The organism is Streptomyces sp. NPDC059567, assembly GCF_042735655.1.
Classification (GTDB): domain Bacteria; phylum Actinomycetota; class Actinomycetes; order Streptomycetales; family Streptomycetaceae; genus Streptomyces.
In genome coordinates, this window is sequence record NZ_JBHWBS010000064.1 from 22,620 (window position 1) to 43,103 (window position 20,484).

11 protein-coding genes are annotated in these 20,484 nt (G+C 72.6%); 4 read left to right on the top strand and 7 right to left on the bottom strand.

The features are described from left to right. The first annotated feature begins 193 nt into the window (after window positions 1-193). Window positions 194-5,149 carry an NAD-glutamate dehydrogenase gene (locus ACFVZW_RS24970; protein ID WP_384525200.1) on the top strand — a complete coding sequence of 1,652 codons (4,956 nt, stop codon included), beginning with the start codon at window positions 194-196 and terminating at the stop codon, window positions 5,147-5,149. A gap of 49 nt (window positions 5,150-5,198) precedes the next feature. On the opposite strand, the gene ACFVZW_RS24975 is transcribed toward ACFVZW_RS24970, so the two are convergent. The 3 genes from ACFVZW_RS24975 to ACFVZW_RS24985 form a co-directional block, all read right to left on the bottom strand. Next, window positions 5,199-6,521, bottom strand: a complete 1,323-nt coding sequence (locus ACFVZW_RS24975; protein WP_384525203.1) for a glycosyltransferase family 87 protein — start codon at window positions 6,519-6,521, stop codon at window positions 5,199-5,201. A 44-nt stretch (window positions 6,522-6,565) separates the two neighbouring features. Next, on the bottom strand, window positions 6,566-7,321 hold the full coding sequence (locus tag ACFVZW_RS24980) for an ABC transporter ATP-binding protein (protein WP_384525234.1): 756 nt from the start codon (window positions 7,319-7,321) through the stop codon (window positions 6,566-6,568). Between the two features lie 112 nt (window positions 7,322-7,433). After that, the gene (locus ACFVZW_RS24985; RefSeq protein WP_384525205.1) at window positions 7,434-8,372 is read right to left on the bottom strand and encodes an ABC transporter permease; all 939 of its coding nucleotides are present in this window, start codon (window positions 8,370-8,372) and stop codon (window positions 7,434-7,436) included. A gap of 115 nt (window positions 8,373-8,487) precedes the next feature. Between ACFVZW_RS24985 and ACFVZW_RS24990 the strand changes: the two genes are divergently transcribed. Beyond that, on the top strand, window positions 8,488-9,093 hold the full coding sequence (locus ACFVZW_RS24990) for a TetR/AcrR family transcriptional regulator (protein ID WP_384525208.1): 606 nt from the start codon (window positions 8,488-8,490) through the stop codon (window positions 9,091-9,093). 263 nt (window positions 9,094-9,356) lie between these two features. Here ACFVZW_RS24990 and ACFVZW_RS24995 read toward each other — a convergent pair whose 3' ends face one another. The 4 genes from ACFVZW_RS24995 to ACFVZW_RS25010 all read right to left on the bottom strand — a co-directional run bounded on the left by ACFVZW_RS24995 (window position 9,357) and on the right by ACFVZW_RS25010 (window position 16,832). Then, the gene (locus ACFVZW_RS24995; RefSeq protein WP_384525211.1) at window positions 9,357-10,316 is read right to left on the bottom strand and encodes a carbohydrate ABC transporter permease; all 960 of its coding nucleotides are present in this window, start codon (window positions 10,314-10,316) and stop codon (window positions 9,357-9,359) included. Beyond that, window positions 10,313-11,614, bottom strand: a complete 1,302-nt coding sequence (locus ACFVZW_RS25000) for a carbohydrate ABC transporter permease (RefSeq protein WP_384525214.1) — start codon at window positions 11,612-11,614, stop codon at window positions 10,313-10,315. Before ACFVZW_RS25000 ends, ACFVZW_RS24995 begins: the two co-directional genes overlap by 4 nt. Window positions 11,615-11,618: 4 nt before the next feature. Continuing rightward, on the bottom strand, window positions 11,619-12,989 hold the full coding sequence (locus ACFVZW_RS25005; RefSeq protein ID WP_384525217.1) for an ABC transporter substrate-binding protein: 1,371 nt from the start codon (window positions 12,987-12,989) through the stop codon (window positions 11,619-11,621). A 123-nt stretch (window positions 12,990-13,112) separates the two neighbouring features. Next, a complete protein-coding gene (locus ACFVZW_RS25010) occupies window positions 13,113-16,832 on the bottom strand; it encodes an FHA domain-containing protein (RefSeq protein WP_384525220.1) in 3,720 nt (1,239 codons plus the stop codon). Between the two features lie 441 nt (window positions 16,833-17,273). On the opposite strand from ACFVZW_RS25010, the gene ACFVZW_RS25015 reads away from it, so the two are divergent. Both ACFVZW_RS25015 and ACFVZW_RS25020 read left to right on the top strand, forming a co-directional pair. Continuing rightward, window positions 17,274-18,968 carry a serine/threonine-protein kinase gene (locus ACFVZW_RS25015; RefSeq protein WP_384525223.1) on the top strand — a complete coding sequence of 565 codons (1,695 nt, stop codon included), beginning with the start codon at window positions 17,274-17,276 and terminating at the stop codon, window positions 18,966-18,968. Window positions 18,969-19,075: 107 nt separating this feature from the next. Further along, a complete protein-coding gene (locus ACFVZW_RS25020; protein WP_384525226.1) occupies window positions 19,076-20,353 on the top strand; it encodes a serine/threonine-protein kinase in 1,278 nt (425 codons plus the stop codon). The last annotated feature ends 131 nt before the right edge of the window (window positions 20,354-20,484 follow it).

Consider the following 20,484-nt stretch of genomic DNA (forward strand, 5'->3'; position numbering starts at 1 on the left):
CGCTACCGCGGCCGGGCCGACATGGCGTTCGCTGATCCCTTCCGTCCGGGCCTCCCGCCGACAATGGCCGATATCGGCTCGGACATCTCTCATCACGACATAACGTCGACCTCGACCGGTAACCCCGCGTCGTGGCGTTGTGTCGTTTCTTCCACCTACGTCACGCAACGGCGCGCGACAGGAGCCAGAGGACATGCAGACCAAGCTGGACGAAGCCAAGGCCGAGCTGCTCGCACGGGCCGCCCGGGTAGCTGAGACCGGTCCGGTCGGGGGGCAACTTCCGACGGGGCCCGAGAAGGGAAAGCGCCCGGACAGGGACACCCTGCTCGACTACCTCCAGCGCTACTACCTGCACACCGCGCCCGAGGACCTCACCGACCGAGACCCGGTGGACGTCTTCGGCGCCGCTCTCTCGCACTACCGGCTCGCGGAGAACCGCCCCCAGGGCACCGCGAACGTCCGCGTCCACACCCCGACGGTCGAGGAGAACGGCTGGACCTGCAGCCACTCCGTCGTCGAGGTCGTCACCGACGACATGCCCTTCCTCGTCGACTCGGTCACCAACGAGCTCTCCCGCCAGGGCCGCGGCATCCACGTCGTGATCCACCCGCAGGTCCGCGTCCGCCGCGACCTGACCGGCAAGCTCATCGAGGTCCTGGCCGGCGAGGCGAAGGGCGAGCAGGCCCACGACGTCCTCACCGAGTCATGGATCCACGTCGAGATCGACCGCGAGACCGACCGCGCCGACCTCAAGCAGATCACCACCGACCTGCTGCGCGTCCTGTCCGACGTCCGCGAGACCGTCGAGGACTGGGAGAAGATGCGCGAGACCGCGCTGCGCATCGCCGAGAACCTGCCCGACGAGCCCACCGCCGACGATCTGCGTCCCACCGAGGTCGAAGAGGCCCGCGAGCTGCTGCGCTGGCTCTCGGACGACCACTTCACCTTCCTCGGCTACCGCGAGTACGAGCTGGTCAACGGAGACGCGCTGGCCGCCATCCCCGGCACGGGCCTCGGAATCCTGCGCTCCGACCCGCACCACGGCGGCGAGGACGACCACCACGCCCCCGTCTCGCCGTCCTTCAGCCGGCTGCCGGCCGACGCCCGCGCCAAGGCGCGCGAGCACAAGCTGCTGATCCTGACCAAGGCGAACAGCCGCGCCACCGTGCACCGCCCCTCGTACCTCGACTACGTGGGCGTGAAGAAGTTCGACGCCCAGGGCAACGTCATCGGGGAGCGCCGCTTCCTGGGCCTGTTCTCCTCCGCCGCGTACACCGAGTCCGTCCGTCGCGTCCCGGTCATCAAGCGCAAGGTCCAGGAGGTCCTGGAGGGCGCCGGCTTCTCGCCCAACAGCCATGACGGCCGCGACCTGCTCCAGATCCTGGAGACGTACCCCCGCGACGAGCTCTTCCAGACCCCGGTCGACGAGCTGCGCTCCATCGTCACCTCCGTCCTCTACCTGCAGGAACGCCGCCGGCTGCGGCTCTACCTGCGCCAGGACGAGTACGGGCGCTACTACTCCGCCCTCGTCTACCTGCCGCGCGACCGCTTCAACACCACCGTCCGCGAGCGCCTGACCGGCATCCTCATGGAGGAGCTCGACGGCACCAACGTCGACTTCACCGCGTGGAACACCGAGTCGATCCTCTCCCGCCTCCACTTCGTCGTCCGCGTCGAGCCCGGCACCGAGCTGGCCCAGCTCTCCGACGCCGACAAGGAGCGCATCGAGGCGCGGCTCGTCGAGGCCGCCCGCTCCTGGGCCGACGGCTTCGCCGAGGCCCTCAACGCCGAGTGCGGCGAGGAGCGCGCCGCCGAGCTGCTGCGCCGTTACGGCAACGCCTTCCCCGAGGGGTACAAGGCCGACCACTCGCCGCGCTCCGCCGTGGCCGACCTGGTCCACCTGGAGCAGCTGACCAGCACCGGCAAGGAGTTCGCGCTCTCGCTGTACGAGCCGGTCGGAGCCCGTCCCGGCGAGCGCCGCTTCAAGATCTACAAGTCCGGCGACCAGATCTCCCTCTCCGCCGTGCTCCCGGTGCTCAACCGGCTCGGCGTCGAGGTCATCGACGAGCGTCCGTACGAGCTGCGCTGCGCCGACCGTACGCACGCCTGGGTCTACGACTTCGGCATGCGGATGCCCGCCCCGACCGCAAACGGCGCCTCCTTCAGCGACGACGCCCGCGAGCGGTTCCAGGAGGCGTTCGCCGCCACCTGGACCGGACAGGCCGAGAACGACGGCTTCAACTCGCTGGTCCTGAGCGCCGGGCTGAGCTGGCGGCAGGCGATGGTGCTGCGCGCCTACGCGAAGTACCTGCGCCAGGCCGGTTCGACGTTCAGCCAGGACTACATGGAGGACACCCTCCGCAACAACGTCCACACCACCCGGCTGCTCGTCTCGCTCTTCGAGGCCCGGATGTCGCCGGAGCGCCAGCGCGCCGGCATCGAGCTGATCGACGCGCTGCTCGAGGAGCTGGACGCCGCCCTGGACCAGGTCGCGAGCCTGGACGAGGACCGCATCCTGCGCTCGTTCCTCACCGTCATCAAGGCGACCCTGCGGACGAACTTCTTCCAGAACTCGACGGACGGCGTCCCGCACGCCTACGTGTCGATGAAGTTCGACCCGCAGGCCATCCCCGACCTCCCCGCGCCCCGCCCGGCGTTCGAGATCTGGGTGTACTCGCCGCGCGTCGAGGGCGTCCACCTGCGCTTCGGCAAGGTCGCCCGAGGGGGTCTGCGCTGGTCCGACCGGCGTGAGGACTTCCGTACCGAGATCCTCGGCCTGGTCAAGGCGCAGATGGTGAAGAACACCGTCATCGTGCCCGTCGGCGCCAAGGGCGGCTTCGTCGCCAAGCAGCTCCCGGACCCGTCCGTGGACCGCGACGCCTGGCTGGCCGAGGGCATCGCGAGCTACAAGACCTTCATCTCGGCGCTGCTCGACATCACCGACAACCTGGTCGCCGGCGAGGTCGTGCCCCCGGTCGACGTGGTCCGCCACGACGAGGACGACACCTACCTCGTCGTCGCCGCCGACAAGGGCACCGCGACCTTCTCCGACATCGCCAACGAGGTCGCCGTCTCCTACGGCTTCTGGCTCGGCGACGCCTTCGCCTCCGGCGGCTCGGCGGGCTACGACCACAAGGGCATGGGCATCACCGCCCGCGGAGCCTGGGAGTCCGTGAAGCGGCACTTCCGGGAGCTCGGCCACGACACCCAGACCGAGGACTTCACCGTCGTCGGCGTCGGCGACATGTCCGGCGACGTCTTCGGCAACGGAATGCTGCTCTCCGAGCACATCCGCCTGGTCGCGGCCTTCGACCACCGCCACATCTTCATCGACCCGACCCCGGACGCGGCCGTCTCGTACGCCGAGCGGCGCCGTCTTTTCGAGCTGCCCCGCAGCTCCTGGGCCGACTACGACACCGAGCTCCTCTCCGTGGGCGGCGGCATCCACCCCCGTACCGCCAAGTCGATCCCGGTCAACGCGCAGATGCGGGCGGCCCTCGGCATCGAGGCAGGCGTCACCAAGCTGACCCCGGCCGAGCTGATGCAGACGATCCTCCACTCGCCCGTCGACCTGCTGTGGAACGGCGGCATCGGTACGTACGTCAAGTCGTCCGCCGAGTCGAACGCCGACGTCGGCGACAAGGCGAACGACGCCATCCGCGTCAACGGCGAGGCCCTCCGGGTCAAGGTCGTCGGAGAGGGCGGCAACCTCGGTCTGACCCAGCTCGGCCGCATCGAGTTCGCCCGCAAGGGCGGCCCCGACGGCGAGGGCGGCAAGGTCAACACCGACGCCATCGACAACAGCGCCGGTGTCGACACCTCCGACCACGAGGTCAACATCAAGATCCTGCTCAACGGGCTCGTCACCGAAGGCGACATGACCGTGAAGCAGCGCAACAAGATCCTCGCCGAGATGACCGACGAGGTCGGCTCGCTCGTCCTGCGCAACAACTACGCGCAGAACGTCGCCCTCGCCAACGCGGTGGCGCAGTCGCCGTCCCTCCTCCACGCCCACCAGCGGTTCATGCGCCGCCTGGGCCGGGACGGCGCCCTGGACCGCTCGCTGGAGTTCCTGCCGCACGACCGGCAGGTCCGCGAGCTGCTCAACAACGCCAAGGGCCTGAGCCAGCCCGAGCTCGCCGTCCTCCTCGCGTACACCAAGATCACGGTGGCCGACGAGCTGATCGGCACCGAGCTGCCGGACGACCCGTACCTGCGCGGTCTGCTCCACGCGTACTTCCCGACGCAGCTGCGCGAGAAGTTCGCCGAGGCGGTCGACGGCCACCCGCTGCGCCGGGAGATCGTCACCACGGTGCTGGTCAACGACACCGTCAACACCGGTGGCTCGACCTTCCTGCACCGCCTCCGCGAGGAGACCGGCGCGTCGATCGAGGAGATCGTCCGCGCGCAGACCGCCGCCCGCGCCATCTTCCGGCTCGGCGAGGTCTGGGACGCCGTCGAGGCGCTCGACAACCGGGTCCCGGCCGATGTCCAGACCCGGATGCGGCTGCACTCCCGCCGTCTCGTCGAGCGCGGTACGCGCTGGCTGCTCGGCAACCGGCCGCAGCCGCTCCAGCTCGCCGAGACGATCGACTTCTTCGGCGAGCGTGTGGAGCAGGTCTGGGCCGAGCTGCCGCAGCTGCTGCGCGGCGCGGACCTGGAGTGGTACCAGTCGATCCTGGAGGAGCTGACCGAGGTCGGCGTGCCGGAGGAGCTCGCCCTGCGGGTCGCCGGCTTCTCCTCCGCCTTCCCGACGCTCGACATCGTCGCGATCGCGGACCGCACGGCCAAGGACCCGATGGCGGTCGCCGAGGTCTACTACGACCTGGCCGACCGGCTGCGGATCACCCAGCTCATGGACCGGATCATCGAACTGCCGCGCGCCGACCGGTGGCAGTCGATGGCCCGCGCCTCCATCCGCGAGGACCTGTTCGCCGCGCACGCCGCACTCACCGCGGACGTGCTCTCGGCGGGCAACGGCACCTCGACCCCGGAGGAGCGGTTCAAGGCCTGGGAGCAGAAGAACGCGGCGATCCTCGGCCGGGCGCGCACCACGCTGGAGGAGATCCAGGGCTCGGAGACCTTCGACCTGGCGAACCTGTCGGTGGCGATGCGGACCATGCGCCAGCTGCTGCGCGCGCACAGCTAGTCGGTACGTATGAGGGGCCCCGCCGGTATCCGTACCGGCGGGGCCCTCGTCATGGCGCGACGGTGACGGTCGAGGTCCACAGGCGCCGCGCCGCCAGCAGGGCCGCCGCGAGCAGCAGCCCGTTGCGGACCACCAGGACGGCCACGCCCGGCCAGGAGCCGGCCAGCACGTCCTCGTAGAGGACCGGGTACGCGAGGGAGCTCAGCGCGGCCGCCGGCAGGAGCAGCAGCGCCACCGGTCGCATCACGGTCCGCCGCGAGGTCAGGCAGACGGCGCTCAGACCGAGCAGCCAGATCATGTACTGCGGGCTGATCACCCGGCTGGTGACGGTGAAGAGCAGGACCGCGGCGAGCGCCGCGTCGAGCGGGGTCGCCTCGTTCCAGCCGCGGGCGCAGAGCCGCCACAGCAGCAGCCAGACGAAGGCGAGGACCGTCAGCAGCAGTGCGAGCCGGCCCACGCTGGAGACGTACGGGCCGACGTACTCGAAGGCGCCGTAGCGGTACTGGACGGTGCCCGGCCACACGCCCGCCGCCCTGGCCAGCGCGAGCGCGGTGCCGCCCAGCGACTCGATCTGGACGCCACGGTTGCCCTGCGGGCGCAGGAATCCGAGCGAGTTCGAGAAGAGGAGGGCCAGGGTGGCGAGGAGGGCCGCGGCGGTGGTGGCGGCGGCGATCCAGGCGTCGCGGGTGGTGCGGCCCCGGGGAGTGCCGATCAGGGTGAGCACCGGCCACACCTTCACCAGCGTGCCGAGCGCGGCGAGCGCCCCGCCGAGCCAGTGCGCGGCGGCCGGGCGGGACTTCAGCGCGAGCAGGGCGAGGACGGCGAGGGCGGTGACCTGGACGTCGTACCGGGCCAGGGGGATGTGCAGCAGCAGCGGGAGCCCGCCGACCCAGATCCAGGCGCCGTTCGTGACCCGGTCGCTGTCGGCCCGGGCGAGGGCCAGGGTGATCGCGGCGTCGGCGAGGAGGGTGAGGGCGACGAAGGCCTGGAAGTAGGTGAGCCAGGGCAGCACCCCCGGGGACATGATCACCAGGCCCGCGCCGGGCGGGTACTGCCAGGTGATGTCGTTCACCGGGAACGTCCCGTGGGAGAACTCCCGGTACCAGTGCTGGTAGAGGACGTGCACCTCGCGGCCGACGCCGCCGATGCCCAGGGTGTCGCGCAGCAGGAGCAGCGCCATGCCTGCGCGGGTGACGACCCAGACGACGGCGAGGGCGAGGGCGGTGCCCCGGCCGACGTTGACGAACGTGGCCGAGGTGAAAGTGTCCGAGTCGAAGGGGGAGCCGGTGAGGCCGGGCGGCGCGGCGGCACAGGTGTGCGTGTCGCCCGGTCCGGGCTCCTGCTCGGGAGTGTGGTTGCGATCCGTCGTCATCGAACCGCACTCTATTGGGGTTTGGGTGGTTTGCCCCTGTTTTGTCAGCCCTTCTTGGTGAACGCCTCGTAGGCCGCCACGACCTCCTTGGCCGGTCCGTCCATCCGCAGGGTGCCCGCCTCCAGCCACAGCGCGCGGTCGCAGGTCTCGGTGATGGTGGAGTTGGAGTGGGAGACGAGGAAGACGGTGCCCGCCTCGGCGCGCAGCTCGTCGATGCGCTGCTGGCTGCGGCGGCGGAACTTCGCGTCGCCGGTGGAGAGCGCCTCGTCGATGAGCAGCACGTCGTGGCTCTTCGCCGCCGCGATGGAGAAGCGGAGGCGGGCGCCCATGCCGGAGGAGTACGTCCGCATGGGCAGCGAGATGAAGTCGCCCTTCTCGTTGATCCCGGAGAAGTCCACGATGTCGTCGTAGCGGGCGTCGACCTCCGCGCGGGTCATGCCCATCGCGAGTCCGCCGAGGATCACGTTGCGCTCGCCGGTCAGATCGTTCATCAGGGCCGCGTTGACTCCGAGGAGCGAGGGCTGGCCGCGGGTGTAGATCCTGCCCTCGTTGACGGGCAGCAGACCGGCCACCGCCTTCAGGAGGGTGGACTTGCCCGATCCGTTCGAACCGATCAGGCCAATCGCCTCGCCCCGGTACGCGACGAAGCTGACGCCCTTGACCGCATGCACCTTGCGGGCGCCGGGCGTGGCGCGCTTGGAGAAGATCCGGCTGAGCGCGGCGGTCGCGCTGCCCTTGCCGGTACGGGCGCCGTTGACGGTGTACGTGATGTGGACGCCGTCGGCGACGACGGTGGGGATGCGCTCCGGGGCCGCGGCCTGGGCGTGGGCCGCGGCCGGGGTCTGGCCTGGGGCCTGGCCCTGGGTGGGGGCCGGTGTCGGTGCCGGTACGGGGGTCTGCGTCAGGGTCTGCTCAGCCACGGCCGTAGGTCTCCTCTGCCTTCCAGAAGTAGATGAATCCGCCGACGAAGGCCACCAGCGCCCAGCCGGCGGCGAGCGCCCAGACGTGCGGCGGCAGCTGGTCGGCGGTGTAGCTCTCGATGAGCGCGAAGCGCATCAGGTCGATGTAGACGGCCGCCGGATTGCCCTGGAGGACCGCGATCGCCGCGTCCGGGAGCCGGCCGCTCGCCGCCAGATGCTGGATGGACCACATGGCGCCGGAGACGTACATCCATGTCCGCAGCAGGAACGGCATCAGCTGGGCGATGTCAGGGGTGCGGGCGGCCAGGCGGGCCATGGCGAGCGCGACCCCGGAGTTGAACAGCGCCTGGAACAGCAGCGCGGGGACGGCCAGGAACCAGCTCCAGCGCGGGAACTCGCCGAAGCAGAACAGGATCGCCACCAGCACGCCGAGCGAGAGCAGCAGCTGCTGGAGCTGCTGGAGCGCGAGGGCGAGCGGGAGGCCGGCACGGGGGAAGTGCAGGGCACGGACGAGGCCGAGGTTCCCGCTGATCGCCCGGGTGCCGGTCATGATCGACTGTGAGGTGAAGGTCCAGACGAAGATGCCCGTGATCAGGAACGGGACGTAGTCCGGGATGTCCTTCTGGACGTTCATCAGGACACCGAAGATCAGGTAGTACACCGCCGCGTTGAGTAGCGGGGTCACCACCTGCCAGACCTGGCCGAGCTTCGCCTGGCTGTACTGCGCGGTGAGCCGGGCGGTCGCGAACGCCCCGATGAAGTCGCGCCGCGACCAGAGCTGCCGGACGTACGCGGGGAGGGTGGGGCGGGCGCCGCTGACGGACAGGCCGTGGCGCCGGGCGAGGGCGCGCAGGTCCTGCGGGGCGTGGGGGCTGGGTTTCGTGAGCGTCCCGGTGGTCACGAGCTCGCTTTCGGCGCGGGTGCAGGGCATCGCTGGCGATGGAACGGGTCCGTATCGTCGCTACGGGGAGAGTAGGACGCTCCGTCGTCGCAACGCAACCGTCTCGTCGTGACGTGACCGTTCGCCGTTGGTTAGGATCCCGTTCATGACGACACCCTCCGGATCCCCTCGCCGCGCCCCCGCGGGAGCCGCCGTTCTCCGCGAGGACGTCACGGAGGCCATTCGCATGGCCGTCTTCGAGGAGCTGGCCGCCGTCGGATTCGCCCGTATGTCCATCGAGGGCATCGCGCGCCGCGCGGGCGTCGGCAAGACCGCCGTCTACCGCCGCTGGAAGTCCAAGCTCTCGCTCGTCCTCGACCTCGTCGGCGCCTTCGCCACGCAGGGGCTGCCGGCTCCGTCGACCGGCTCCCTCATCGGCGACGTGCGCGCGCTGCTCGAAGTCGCCTCGCACGCCCTGCGCCACCCGGTGGCCTCGCAGGTCATCCCCGACCTGCTGGTGGAGGCCGCCCGGCAGCCGGAGATCGCCCAGGCGATCAAGGCGGCCCTGCTCGACAGCCAGCAGGGGGTCGTCGCGCAGATCGTGCGCGAGGCCGTGGCACGCGGCGAACTGCCCGAGGGCGCGGACCCGGACCGGGCCCTCGACGTGGTCGTGGGGCCGCTCTACTGGCGGCTCGCGGTCGTCCGCGGCGAACTGCCGAAGGGGTACCTGGACGACCTCGCCCGCTCGGCGGTGGCGGCGCTCAAGGCGTGAGGGCGCGTGGCGCTCAAGGTGCGCGGGCGCGAGGGGCGCGTGGCGCTCTGGCCGGGTGGGCGCGGCGCGTGATGCTCAGGCGTGACGGCGCGTGGCGCTCAAGATGTGACCGGCGCGTGGTGCGCGTGGCGCTCACGGCATGACGGCGTGAGGTGCCCGTGGTGCTCAGCCGTGAGGGCATGCGGCGGTGCGCGTGACGGTGGGGGACGACACGGGTACGGAGGCGGGGGCGGGCCCCCGTACCCATGACGTCCGGTCCGGGACTACTTCACCGCGCCCGCCATCACGCCCGAGACGAACTGCCGCTGGAAGGCGAAGAACACCGCCAGCGGAATCACCATCGACACGAACGCGCCCGGCGCCAGCACGTCGATGTTGTTCCCGAACTGCCGGACCTGCTGCTGCAGCGCCACCGTGATCGGCGGGGACTCGGAGTCCGCGAAGATCAGCGCGACCAGCATGTCGTTCCAGACCCAGAGGAACTGGAAGATGCCGAGCGAAGCGATCGCCGGACCCCCCAGCGGCATGACGACCCGGGTGAAGAGCCGGATCTCGCCCGCCCCGTCCAGCCGCGCCGCCTCCAGCAGCTCCCTGGGGATCTCCGCGAAGAAGTTCCGCAGCAGGAAGATCGCGAAGGGCAGCCCGAAGGCCGTGTGGAAGAGGACGACCCCGAGCGTCGTCTCGAAGATGCCGATCGTGCCGAAGAGCTTCGACACGGGTACGAGCGCCACCTGCACCGGCACCACCAGCAGCCCCACGACCACCAGGAACCACCAGTCGCGGCCGGGGAAGTCCAGCCAGGCGAAGGCGTACCCGGCGAGCGAGCCGATGACGACGACCAGGACGGTGGCAGGGACGGTGATCAGGACCGTGGAGACGAGCGAGCCCGTGATCGTGTCGTTGGCGAGGAGCGCCGAGTAGTTCTCGACCGTCAGCTGGGCGGGCGAGGCGAAGACCTCCCACCAGCCGCTCTCGCTGATGTCGGAGGGAGAGCGGAGCGAGGACAGCAGCAGCCCGACGGCCGGCATCAGCCAGAACAGCCCGACGAGGACGAGGAAGACCCGCATCCCCCCGCCGGCGGCGCGGGCGGCGAGCCGTGCTGCCGGACCCCTCCGTGCCGCCGGACCTCCCCCCGCGGCCGTACCCTTCCCTGCGGCCGACCCCTTCCGCGCGGCAGGAACCTTCTGTGCGGCCGGACTCTTCCGTGCGGCGGGACTGCTCATCGGCGGGCCTCCCTTCGCATCCGGCGGATGTTGAACGCCATCACCGGGATCACCAGAAGCAGCAGCAGGACGGCGATGGCCGAGCCGATCCCGAGATCCGCGTCCGTACCGAAGGACGAGCGGTACAGCTGGAGCGCCAGCACGTTCGCGTCGTCCTGCGCCGAACCCGGCGCGATGATGAAGACCAGGTCGAAGACCTTCAGTACGTTGATCATCAGGGTGACCAGGACGACGGCGAGGACCGGAGCCAGGAGCGGGACCGTGATCCGGCGGAACACCTGCCATTCGTTCGCACCGTCGACCCGGGCCGCCTCCAGGAGTTCACGGGGCACGCTCGCCAGACCTGCCGCGATCAGGACCATCGCGAAGCCGGCCCACATCCAGACGTAGCTGCCGATGACGGCGGGTGTGACGAGCGAGGGGCCCAGCCACTCCACCCCGTTGTACTGCTCGCGGAAGTTGCTCGCGGGCAGCCGCAGCAGGGATCCGTCGGCGGCGGCCGGGAGGCTGAACGTGCCGTCGGCGGCCACCGTCGTGGACGCGACGACCTTCCCGTCCTTCACCGCCTCCACGCGCAGCCCCTTCAGGCCGAGCTCCTTCGCGTCGACGACGTTCGGCTTCCCGCCGCCTCCCCGGGTGAAGTCCAGCCAGGCGGTGCCGGTGATCCGGCCGTCCTGCGCGGTCGGTTCGAGCGCCGGACGGGCGTCCTTCGGCATCTGCGCCGGTGCGACGCCGATCAGCGGAAGCCGCGCGATCTCTCCCGTACGGACCGGGCTCTCGGTGACGTACGCGCCGCCGCCGGCCGCTTCGAGCGGGTGGACGGGCAGCGGGCGCGCCCGGGGGAAGACGGAGGACTCGGCGAAGGTGTCGTGGACGCCGACCCAGACGGCGTTCGCGACCCCTCGGTCGGGATCCTGCTCGTAGACGAGCCGGAAGATGATCCCGGCGGCCAGCATCGAGATCGCCATCGGCATGAAGACGATCAGCTTGAACGCCGTACCCCAGCGGACCCGCTCGGTCAGCACCGCGAAGATCAGGCCGAGCGCGGTGGCCACGGTCGGGGCGAGGACCACCCAGATCGCGTTGTTCTTGACGGCGGTGAGGATCGTGTCGTCCGTGAAGAGCTCGACGTAGTTGTCGAGTCCGGCGAAGGAGTCCCCGGACGAGTCGAAGAAGGAGCGGTGGACGGAGTACCCGATCGGGTAGACCACGAGCGCACCGAGCAGGACCAGCGCGGGGAGGAGGAACCCCACCGCGACGGACCTGCGCGTTCCGGTGACCTTCGAGGCGGACGCCACGGCGTCAGCTCTTGTACGCCTTGGCCGCGTCGGCCTCCAGCCTCGCCTGGGTCCCCGCGATGTCCTTCGGGTTCTTCAGGAAGTCCTGGAGCGCCTTCCACTCGCCCTTGCCGGGCGTGCCGCCGAAGGACTGCGGCATCTGGTCCGACATGTCGAAGCGGAAGTCGTCCCCGGCCTCCAGCATCGCCTTCGCGATCTCACGCTGGACGTCGTTCGGGTACGCGGTCAGGTCCAGGTTCTTGTTGGGCGAGAGGAAGCCGCCGGCGCCCGCCCAGATCGCGGCCGCGTCCGGGGAGGCGAGGAAGGTCAGCAGCGCCTGGGCGCCCTTCGTGTCCTTCAGGGCCACCGCCGCGTCTCCGCCGGTGACCACCGGGGAGGTGGCGCCCACCGCGGGGAACGGGAAGACCTTCGCGTCCGTGCCGATCTTCGCGCTCGTCTGCGCGATGTTGACGGCGGCGAAGTCGCCCTCGAAGACCATCGCGCCCTTGGGCTGGTCGCCGCCCGTGAAGGTCTGCGTGACCGAGGCGGGGAACTCCGTCTGCAGCGCGCCGTCCGCGCCGCCCGCGATCAGGTTCGGCTTGCCGAACAGCTCGGCGAGGGTGGTGAGTGCCTGTGTGACGGACGCGTCCGTCCACTTGATCTCGTGCTTGGCCAGCTGGTCGTACTTGGCCGGACCCGCCTGGGAGAGGTAGATGTTCTCGAACCAGTCGGTCAGGGTCCAGCCGTCCGCGCCGCCGACGGAGACCGGGGTGACGCCGGAGGCCGAGATGGTCTCGGCGGTGGCGAGGAACTCCTTCCAGGTCTTGGGCTCGGTGGCGCCCGCGTTCTCGAAGGCGGCGTTGTTGTACCAGATCAGGGACTTGTTGGCGGCCTTGAAGTACACGCCGTACTGCTTGCCGTCGACAGCGCCGAGGTCCCGCCAGCCCTGCGAGTAGTTCTTGACGAGCTGCGCCTCGGTCTCGGGGCCGACCGGCTTGAGCCACCTCTGGGCGGCTGCCTGCTGGATCGCGCCGACCTGAGGGAGCATGGCCACGTCGGGCGGGGAACCGCCGGCGATCTTCGTACCGAGGAAGTTCACGATCGGGTCCTGCGCGGGCACGAAGGTGACGGTCGCGCCGGTGCGCTTCTCGAACTCCTTCAGGACCTTGGTGAAATTCTCCTGCTCGGGGCCGGTCCAGACGGCCGCGACCTCGATCTTCTCGCCCTTGAGGGAGGGCAGGGTCACGGAGCTTCCGGAGGGGGCCGGCCGGCCGGGGTCCTTCTTGCCGCCGCTGTCCCCGTCGCCGCCGCAGCCGGCGAGGGCCAGGCCGAGGGTGAGTGCGGTGACCGCGGCGACGGTCCTTGCGGCCCTGCGTGTACGAAGAGTTGTGCGCATGAATGCCCCGTCTCTCCTGTGCGCGTGCTCGTCCCGTTCGCTCAGGTCTACGCCGGGGGCTCGGGGCCCGCAATACCGCCTTCCGCGTCAATCAGGGGATCGTGATGGGCTCGTGACGTCTTGTCAGGCGCGCGTCGCGGGCGTGAGCGGTGGTACGGGCGAGGCGTCGACGGAGCGGGCGGCGCGGTCGAGCGCACTCGCGAGGAGCGCCAGATCCGTGGGGCCGTTGCCCAGCTCACGGACCGGTCGGCGAGTGGGCGGGTCGCCCATCCGCTCCCACTCCAGCGGGACGACGGTCGGCCGGAGGGTGGCCGTGCGCGGGATGCGGCCGGTGACCCGCCCGGACTGGAACGGGGTCACTCGGCCATCCGGATGCCCGAGCCGCCCCCTGCCGGGTGCGGGCTCGTCGGGACCGGCGGCGACGGGGGCCGGGTCGAGCACGACCCGCAGCCGGGCGCCGTGGGCCAGCTCCGTGTCCGCCGTACGGTCCGGGCGCGCCGAGGTCGCGACCAGATGCACCCCGAGCCGCTCCCCGGACCGCGCCACGGCTTCGAGCGCCCGCACGACGGACCCGGCGGCAGGCCGGCCGGGCGACCCGAGCGCGGGCGCGACGAGTGCGTCGAAGTCGTCGACGAGCACGACGAGACGGGGAAGCGGGGTGGCGCCGACGGCCTCGGCCCGCACACGCGGGGCCGCTTCGCCGTACGGATCGGGCTCCCCACCGGGCCGGGGAACACGGGCGGACGCCCTGTCCACGAGGTCGGCGTCGGCGGGTCGGGCGCTCCGGCCGCTGGGCTGGTCACCGAGCGCGCCGTCGGCCGCGCGGCCGCTGGGGCGGGCCTGGAGGTCGTCCGCGCCTGGGCGGGCGCTCCGGCCGCTGGGCTGGTCGCCGAGCGTGCCGTCGCCGGTGCGGTTGGTGCGTCCGCTGGGGTGGTACGTGAGGTCGTCGGCGCCCGAGCGCGCCGTGCGGCCGCTGGGGCGGGCCTGGAGGTCGTCTCCGCCCGGGTGGGCCGTTCGGCCGCCGGGTCGGTACGTCAGGTCCTCGGCGCCGGGCCGGGGGACCCGTCCGCTCGGGCGGTCGGCGATGTCGCCGTCGGCGCGGCGCGGCAGCCTGCCGCTCGGGCGATCACCGAGGTCGTCGCCACCGGTGCGCGGGTCGGGCACGCCGGGGTGGTCACCGCTGCGGGCCGTCCGGCCGCTTCGGCGGTCGCCGAGCGTGCCGTCGCCGGTGCGGGTGGTGCGTCCGCTGGGGTGGTACGTCAGGTCGTCCGCGCCCGCGTGGGGGCGGGCGCCTACCGTGCCTTCTCCTGTGCGGAGGGTGCGGCCGCTCGGGGCGTCCTCCACGCGGGCCGTGGCACGGGCGCCCGGGGCCACCGATTCCGCCGCGCTCGGGGCCCGCTGGCCGATCAGGCGGCCCGGGGTCCGGCGGTCGGAGAAATGACCGTCGCCCAGGATCTCCGCGCGGCGCTTCAGCTCGGCGCCCAGTGCCTGGGCGAACTCCCGCATCCGGACCGGGTCGGAGGCGACCAGGTGCTCGGTGACGTGCGGCAGCTCCGTACACGCCGCCAGACCCTCGCCGCGCTCGCCCCCCGCGCCGTCGACAAGCAGCAGACCCAGCCGGTCGGGCCGCCCGCCCGCCGCCAGCGAGGCGGCGATCGAGCGCAGCAGCTCCGTGCGTCCGCTGCCCGCGGGCCCCTCGATCAGCAGGTGCGGGCCTTCCTCGGTCAGGTCCACCGACACCGGCCCGCGCGGCCCGGCGCCCAGGACGGCCGTCCCCTCCCCGGCGGCGGCCCAGCGGGCCATCAGCGAGGCGGGCGTGGCCCGGGCGAGACCGAGCTCGTCGAGCAGCCGGGCGGACCGGGGCAGCGCGGCCGCGGCCGTCCGCCCGGATGCGGCGGGTGCGTCGGTGCGCAGCGGAGCCACCGCCCGCCCGAAGCGCTCGGCCCAGGCGACCGAGACCGCGTCCACCACGCCGACGGTGCCGTGCCCCGCGGCCCGGCCTCCCGCCGTACGCAGCAGCCGCAGTGCCGTCGCCACATCGCCGCTCAGCAGCGCCACGGCCCCGCACTCGCGGAAGGCGAGCGAGGCCGCGCAGGCGGTCTCGTACGTCGCGGCGACCGGGGAGACCGGCGAGGCGGCCGGCGCCTCGGCCAGGCAGAGCAGATGGATCCCCGCCGCCGCCCCGGCCCCGGCGAGCCGCGCGGTGGTCTCGCGCAGCGCCGCCGAACCGGGGTCGCCGTCCACGATCACGACCGTGGCCGGACCTTCGTAACGGGCCGCGGCCTCGGCGACGGCCGCCCGGTCGGCGCTCGGCCAGCCCGGCCCGAGGGGCCCGTCGTCCAGCCTGCGGGTGAGCTCGGACGTACGGGCATGGGCCTGATCCCGGTCGTACGCGAGGAGGAGCCGGCAGTCCTGGCCGTGTGCCGGACGCAGATGCGGGAGCCAGCCGAGCCAGCCCCAGGCGCGGCGCCGCTCCTCCAAGGGGCGGCTCCGGTCCGCGCTGATCAGCACGATCTCCAGGTCGGACGGGGAGTGCAGGGCGGCGAGCTGGGCCACCACGGAGCGGGCGAGCCCGGCCAGCCGCTTGCCGGGGCCCGCGAGCCCGAGCGATCCGGCTTCGCGGAGTCCGACGGTGACGGGCACCCCGGACAGCTCGGCCCGGTCGGTCGTGCCGAGCCGGACGACAAGGGACTCCGGATGGTCCGGGCCCCGCTCCCAGAGCCGCGGGCCGGGGCCGAGCGCGGTGAGCAGCACGGCGGCCGGGTCGGGCCAGGTCTCGGCGGCCTGCGGGTGACCGGCGGCCCGGTCGGTCCCGGACGGGGTCCCGTCCTTCGTGCCGGCCTCGGCCCCGGGGACCGGCAGGTCCTCGCGGGGGCCGGTGAACCGTCGGGCCCAGGCCCCGATGCCGCGCTTGCCGCGCGTGGGCGGCGCCTGGCGAGGGGTCTGCCGGGTCCTGCTGTGCCCCTCGCCCGAGCCCTCACCCTCCCCGGGCTCCTCGGCGCGGGCGTGGGTCGGGGAGGGCGCGGAGGGAGGGGCGCCGCCGTGGGTCGCGTCCTGGGACGCGGAGCCGCCGTACGGCCAGGCGTCACGCCCCTGCGCATGCCCGTACGAGCCGCCCTCCTGGCCCGCGCCGGGCAGCCCGGAGCCGCCGAGCGCCCCGCCGCTCCCCGTGACCGACTCCGCACCCGTCCCGTACGGGTCCACCCGCAGGTGTCCCTCGCCGTCCGGGGTCGTCGGCAGACAGTCCGTATCGCAGCCGTCCGGGCCCGTCAGCCGGAGGGCGGACTCGCCGAGGCGCAGCAGCGCACCGGGCAGCAGGCGGACGGGGCGGTCGCCGACGGCCGTGCCGTCCAGCGTCGTGCCGTTCGTGGAGCCGAGGTCGGCGACCGTCACCCGGCCGTCGCCCCCGACGGTCACCGTGCAGTGCACCCGGGAGACGTCAGGGTCGTCGAGCGGGACGTCCGCGTCCAGGGAGCGCCCGATCCTGATCGGGCCGCCGTGCAGCAGATGCACCCCGCCCGCGTCCGGCCCCGCGACCACGTGGAGCCGGGCCGCGGCGCCCTCGCCGAGGCGGTCGTCCTCGCTGGGGACCTGGAGGGTGAGGACCGCGCCGTCGACGAGCGGGGGTTCGCCGAGCGCGCAGCGCCGGGCGTCGAGCCGCTCGCCGCCCGCGTAGAGCACGGTCGTGCCCGAGGTGGAGGTGTCCGGGCCGGAGACGGCCGCGGCCAGACCGGAGGCCACGGCGGCGAGTGCCGTGCCGGCCGGGGCCGTGACGAGGACGTCGCACGCGCGCCCCGCGCCGTGGCCGGGGTGCGGCGCGAGGACGGTCAGCCGGATCTGCATCGCCGTCAGCGGTCCCTTCCGCGTGATGCCCGGCAGGGGAACGCCCTGTGTCTCCCCCCACCCGGCACGGACGCGTCGTCCGGTACAGGTCGGCACGGCGCGGGGGCTCCCGACCCCTCGATGCGACGTGCTGTGTGCATCCTCGCACCTGCCACCGACAACCCGCCCGCGGGTCGCCTCCAAGTGATCTTGAATGGTCGGCTGTGGACGTAAAAGTGCCTGGTTGGGTACGCCTTCCGACGGCCGCGGCAACCACGGGTGGGACAAACGCGTCTTGTTTTCGGACAAGTCGCCACCCGGAATCAGCCGCCTCGCGGTCGACCGTCGACACGTTCGGCGGCACTAAAGTGGGTCGGACACCCGGACGGGTCACAACAGATGTCAGAACGGATGACAGGGACCCCGGGGCCCCAGGACCACGATCAGCAGGGAGCGCGTGACGTGCGGCCAATCGGCAGCAAGTACCTGCTCGAGGAGCCGCTCGGACGCGGCGCCACGGGCACCGTCTGGCGAGCCCGCCAGCGAGAGGCGGCGGGCGCCGAGGCGGCCGTTCAGGGCCAGCCCGGCGAGACCGTGGCGATCAAGGTCCTCAAGGAGGAGCTGGCCAACGACGCGGACATCGTGATGCGCTTCCTGCGCGAGCGGTCCGTGCTCCTGCGGCTCACCCACCCGAACATCGTGCGCACCCGCGACCTGGTCGTCGAGGGCGATGTGCTCGCCCTGGTCATGGACCTCGTCGAGGGCCCGGACCTGCACCGCTACATCCGGGACAACGGCCCGCTCACCCCGGTCGCCGCCGCTCTGCTCACCGCGCAGATCGCCGACGCGCTCGCCGCGAGCCACGCCGACGGCGTCGTCCACCGAGACCTCAAGCCCGCCAACGTGCTCCTCGCCGAGCAGGGCGGCCAGATGCACCCGATGCTGACGGACTTCGGCATCGCGCGCCTCGCGGACTCCCCGGGCCTGACCCGTACCCACGAATTCGTCGGCACGCCCGCGTACGTCGCGCCGGAGTCCGCCGAAGGCCGCCCCCAGACCTCCGCCGTCGACATCTACGGCGCGGGCATCCTGCTCTACGAGCTGGTCACCGGCCGTCCCCCGTTCGCCGGCGGCTCGGCCCTGGAGGTCCTGCACCGCCACCTCAGCGAGGAGCCGCGCCGTCCCTCGACCGTGCCCGGCCCGCTGTGGACGGTCATAGAGCGCTGCCTCAGCAAGAACCCGGACCACCGGCCCAGCGCCGTGAACCTGGCCCGCGGACTGCGCGCGGTCGCCGCCGGCATCGGCGTGCACTCCACGCCCGCCCAGATCGAGGCGGCCGACGGTGTCGGTGCGCTCCTCGCCCCCGACCCTGCGCCGGCGCCGGTCCCGGAGACCCCGGGCGCGGCCGACCCGACCCAGGTCCTGCCCAGCGGGGCGGGCGACCGCTTCGACCCCGCCGCCGCGACCAGCGTCATGCAGACCAGCGGCCCGGCGGGCGGCGCCGACCCGACCGCGGTCATGCCTCCCGTACCACCGCAGCCTCCGCAGGGCGGCGGCGAGGACCCGCACCCCTGGCAGAACCAGCTGCGCGCGGCCCGCGACCGCAACGAGCAGACGCAGGTGCAGTACCTGGACCCGAGCCAGGACCCCCTGCGCCGCCGTCCGCAGCGCCAGCCCCAGCCGCCGCAGCACCAGCCGCAGGATCAGCGGCCGTACGGACAGCAGCCGCCGCAGCCGTACCAGCAGCAGCCGCAGCAGTACCAGCAGCAGCCGCCGCGGCCCCCGCAGCGCCAGCAGTACGCCCCGCAGCCGCAGCAGCAGCAGTACGCGCCGCCGCCCCAGCAGCAGTACGCGCCCCCGCAGCCGCCGCCCCAGTCCCAGCCTCCGGCCCCGCGCGAGCCGCGCCCGCCGCGTCAGCGCAGCTCCAACCCCATGCGGATCCCGGGTCTTGGCTGCCTGAAGGGCTGCCTCTTCACGATCGTGCTCTTCGTCGTCGCGGGCTGGCTCATCTGGGAGCTGACCCCGCTCCAGGACTGGGTGGCCCAGGGCAAGGGCTACTGGGAGGCCATCGGCGACATGATCTCGTCCGTTTCGACGTGGGTCTCCGAGCTCGGCGGCACGGAGAGTGGTACTACTACCGGCGGTACGGGGCAGTAGTACTGCCGATTTATCGACTTCCGAGGGGTGATTTCCCCTCGGAAGTGACGACCAGCGGCTGTGGACGCGTAACTTTGTCGCGACCGCCAGCCGCTGAGGGAGCAGTCTTGGCACGGAATATCGGCAGCCGCTACACGGCCCACCAGATCCTCGGTCGGGGCAGCGCCGGCACGGTGTGGCTCGGCGAGGGCCCCGAGGGCCCCGTCGCCATCAAGCTGCTGCGCGAGGACCTGGCCTCGGACCAGGAGCTCGTCGGACGCTTCGTCCAGGAGCGCACCGCCCTGCTCGGTCTCGACCACCCCCGGGTGGTCGCCGTCCGCGACCTCGTCGTCGACGGCAACGACCTCGCACTCGTCATGGATCTGGTCCGCGGCACCGACCTGCGCACCCGCCTCGACCGGGAGCGCAGGCTCGCCCCCGAGGCGGCCGTCGCGATCATCGCCGACGTCGCCGACGGGCTCGCCGCCGCGCACGCCGCCGGAGTCGTCCACCGCGACGTCAAGCCGGAGAACATCCTGCTCGACATGGAGGGCCCGCTCGGCCCCGGCGGGGCCCACCCGGCGCTCCTCACCGACTTCGGTGTCGCCAAGCTCATCGACACCCCGGGCCGCACCAAGGCCACCCGGATCATCGGCACGCCGGACTACCTGGCCCCCGAGATCGTCGAGGGGCTGCCGCCGCGCGCGGCCGTCGACATCTACGCCCTCGCGACCGTCCTGTACGAGCTCCTGGCCGGCTTCACGCCCTTCGGCGGCGGCCACCCGGGCGCCGTACTGCGTCGCCACGTCACCGAGACGGTCGTCCCGCTGCCCGGCATCCCCGAGGAGCTGTGGCAGCTGATCGTCCAGTGCCTGGCCAAGGCCCCGGCCTCGCGGCTGCGCGCCTCGGAGCTGGCCAGCAGGCTGCGGGAGTGCCTGCCCCTCCTCGCCGGGCTGCCGCCGCTGGACGTCGACGAGCCGGACGACGCCGAACAGACGACGGAGGGGTACGAGGACGAGTCCTACGCCACCCGTTCCGGCCAGGGCGCGGGCTCCGGGCACGGCTCCGGCCCGGCTTCGGGTGACGGCGTGCCGCGCCGGGCCGCCGTCCCGCTGGTCCCCGGCGCCTCGCCCGACTCCAACCGGGACACCCACACCTCCATGCGCGTCCCCGCCCCCGACGAGCTGGCCGGCGGTCCCCTTGGCACCGCCCGGGCCCCCCGCCCGGCCGGCGCCAGGAGACCCGGCTCGGCCCGCCACAAGGCCGAGGCGGTCCGCAAGCGCCGCATCACCCTCTCGATCGCGGCGGTCGTGCTCCTGGGCGCCGTGGGGGCCGGCGGCTACCTGGCGACCGCCGAGGACTCCGACGTACCGCCGCAGGACTCCAAGACGTCCACGCAGCCCTAGGGGGGTGTCTTGTCGATCAGGCCGGGCTCGCGACGCCTGGCACCGCTCCCCCAAGCTCTCCGAGCAGGGGGTACCCCCAGCCGCGTTGTCGTCGGTCGCCAACGTCCCCCGTAGCCCTTCGGGCACGGGAG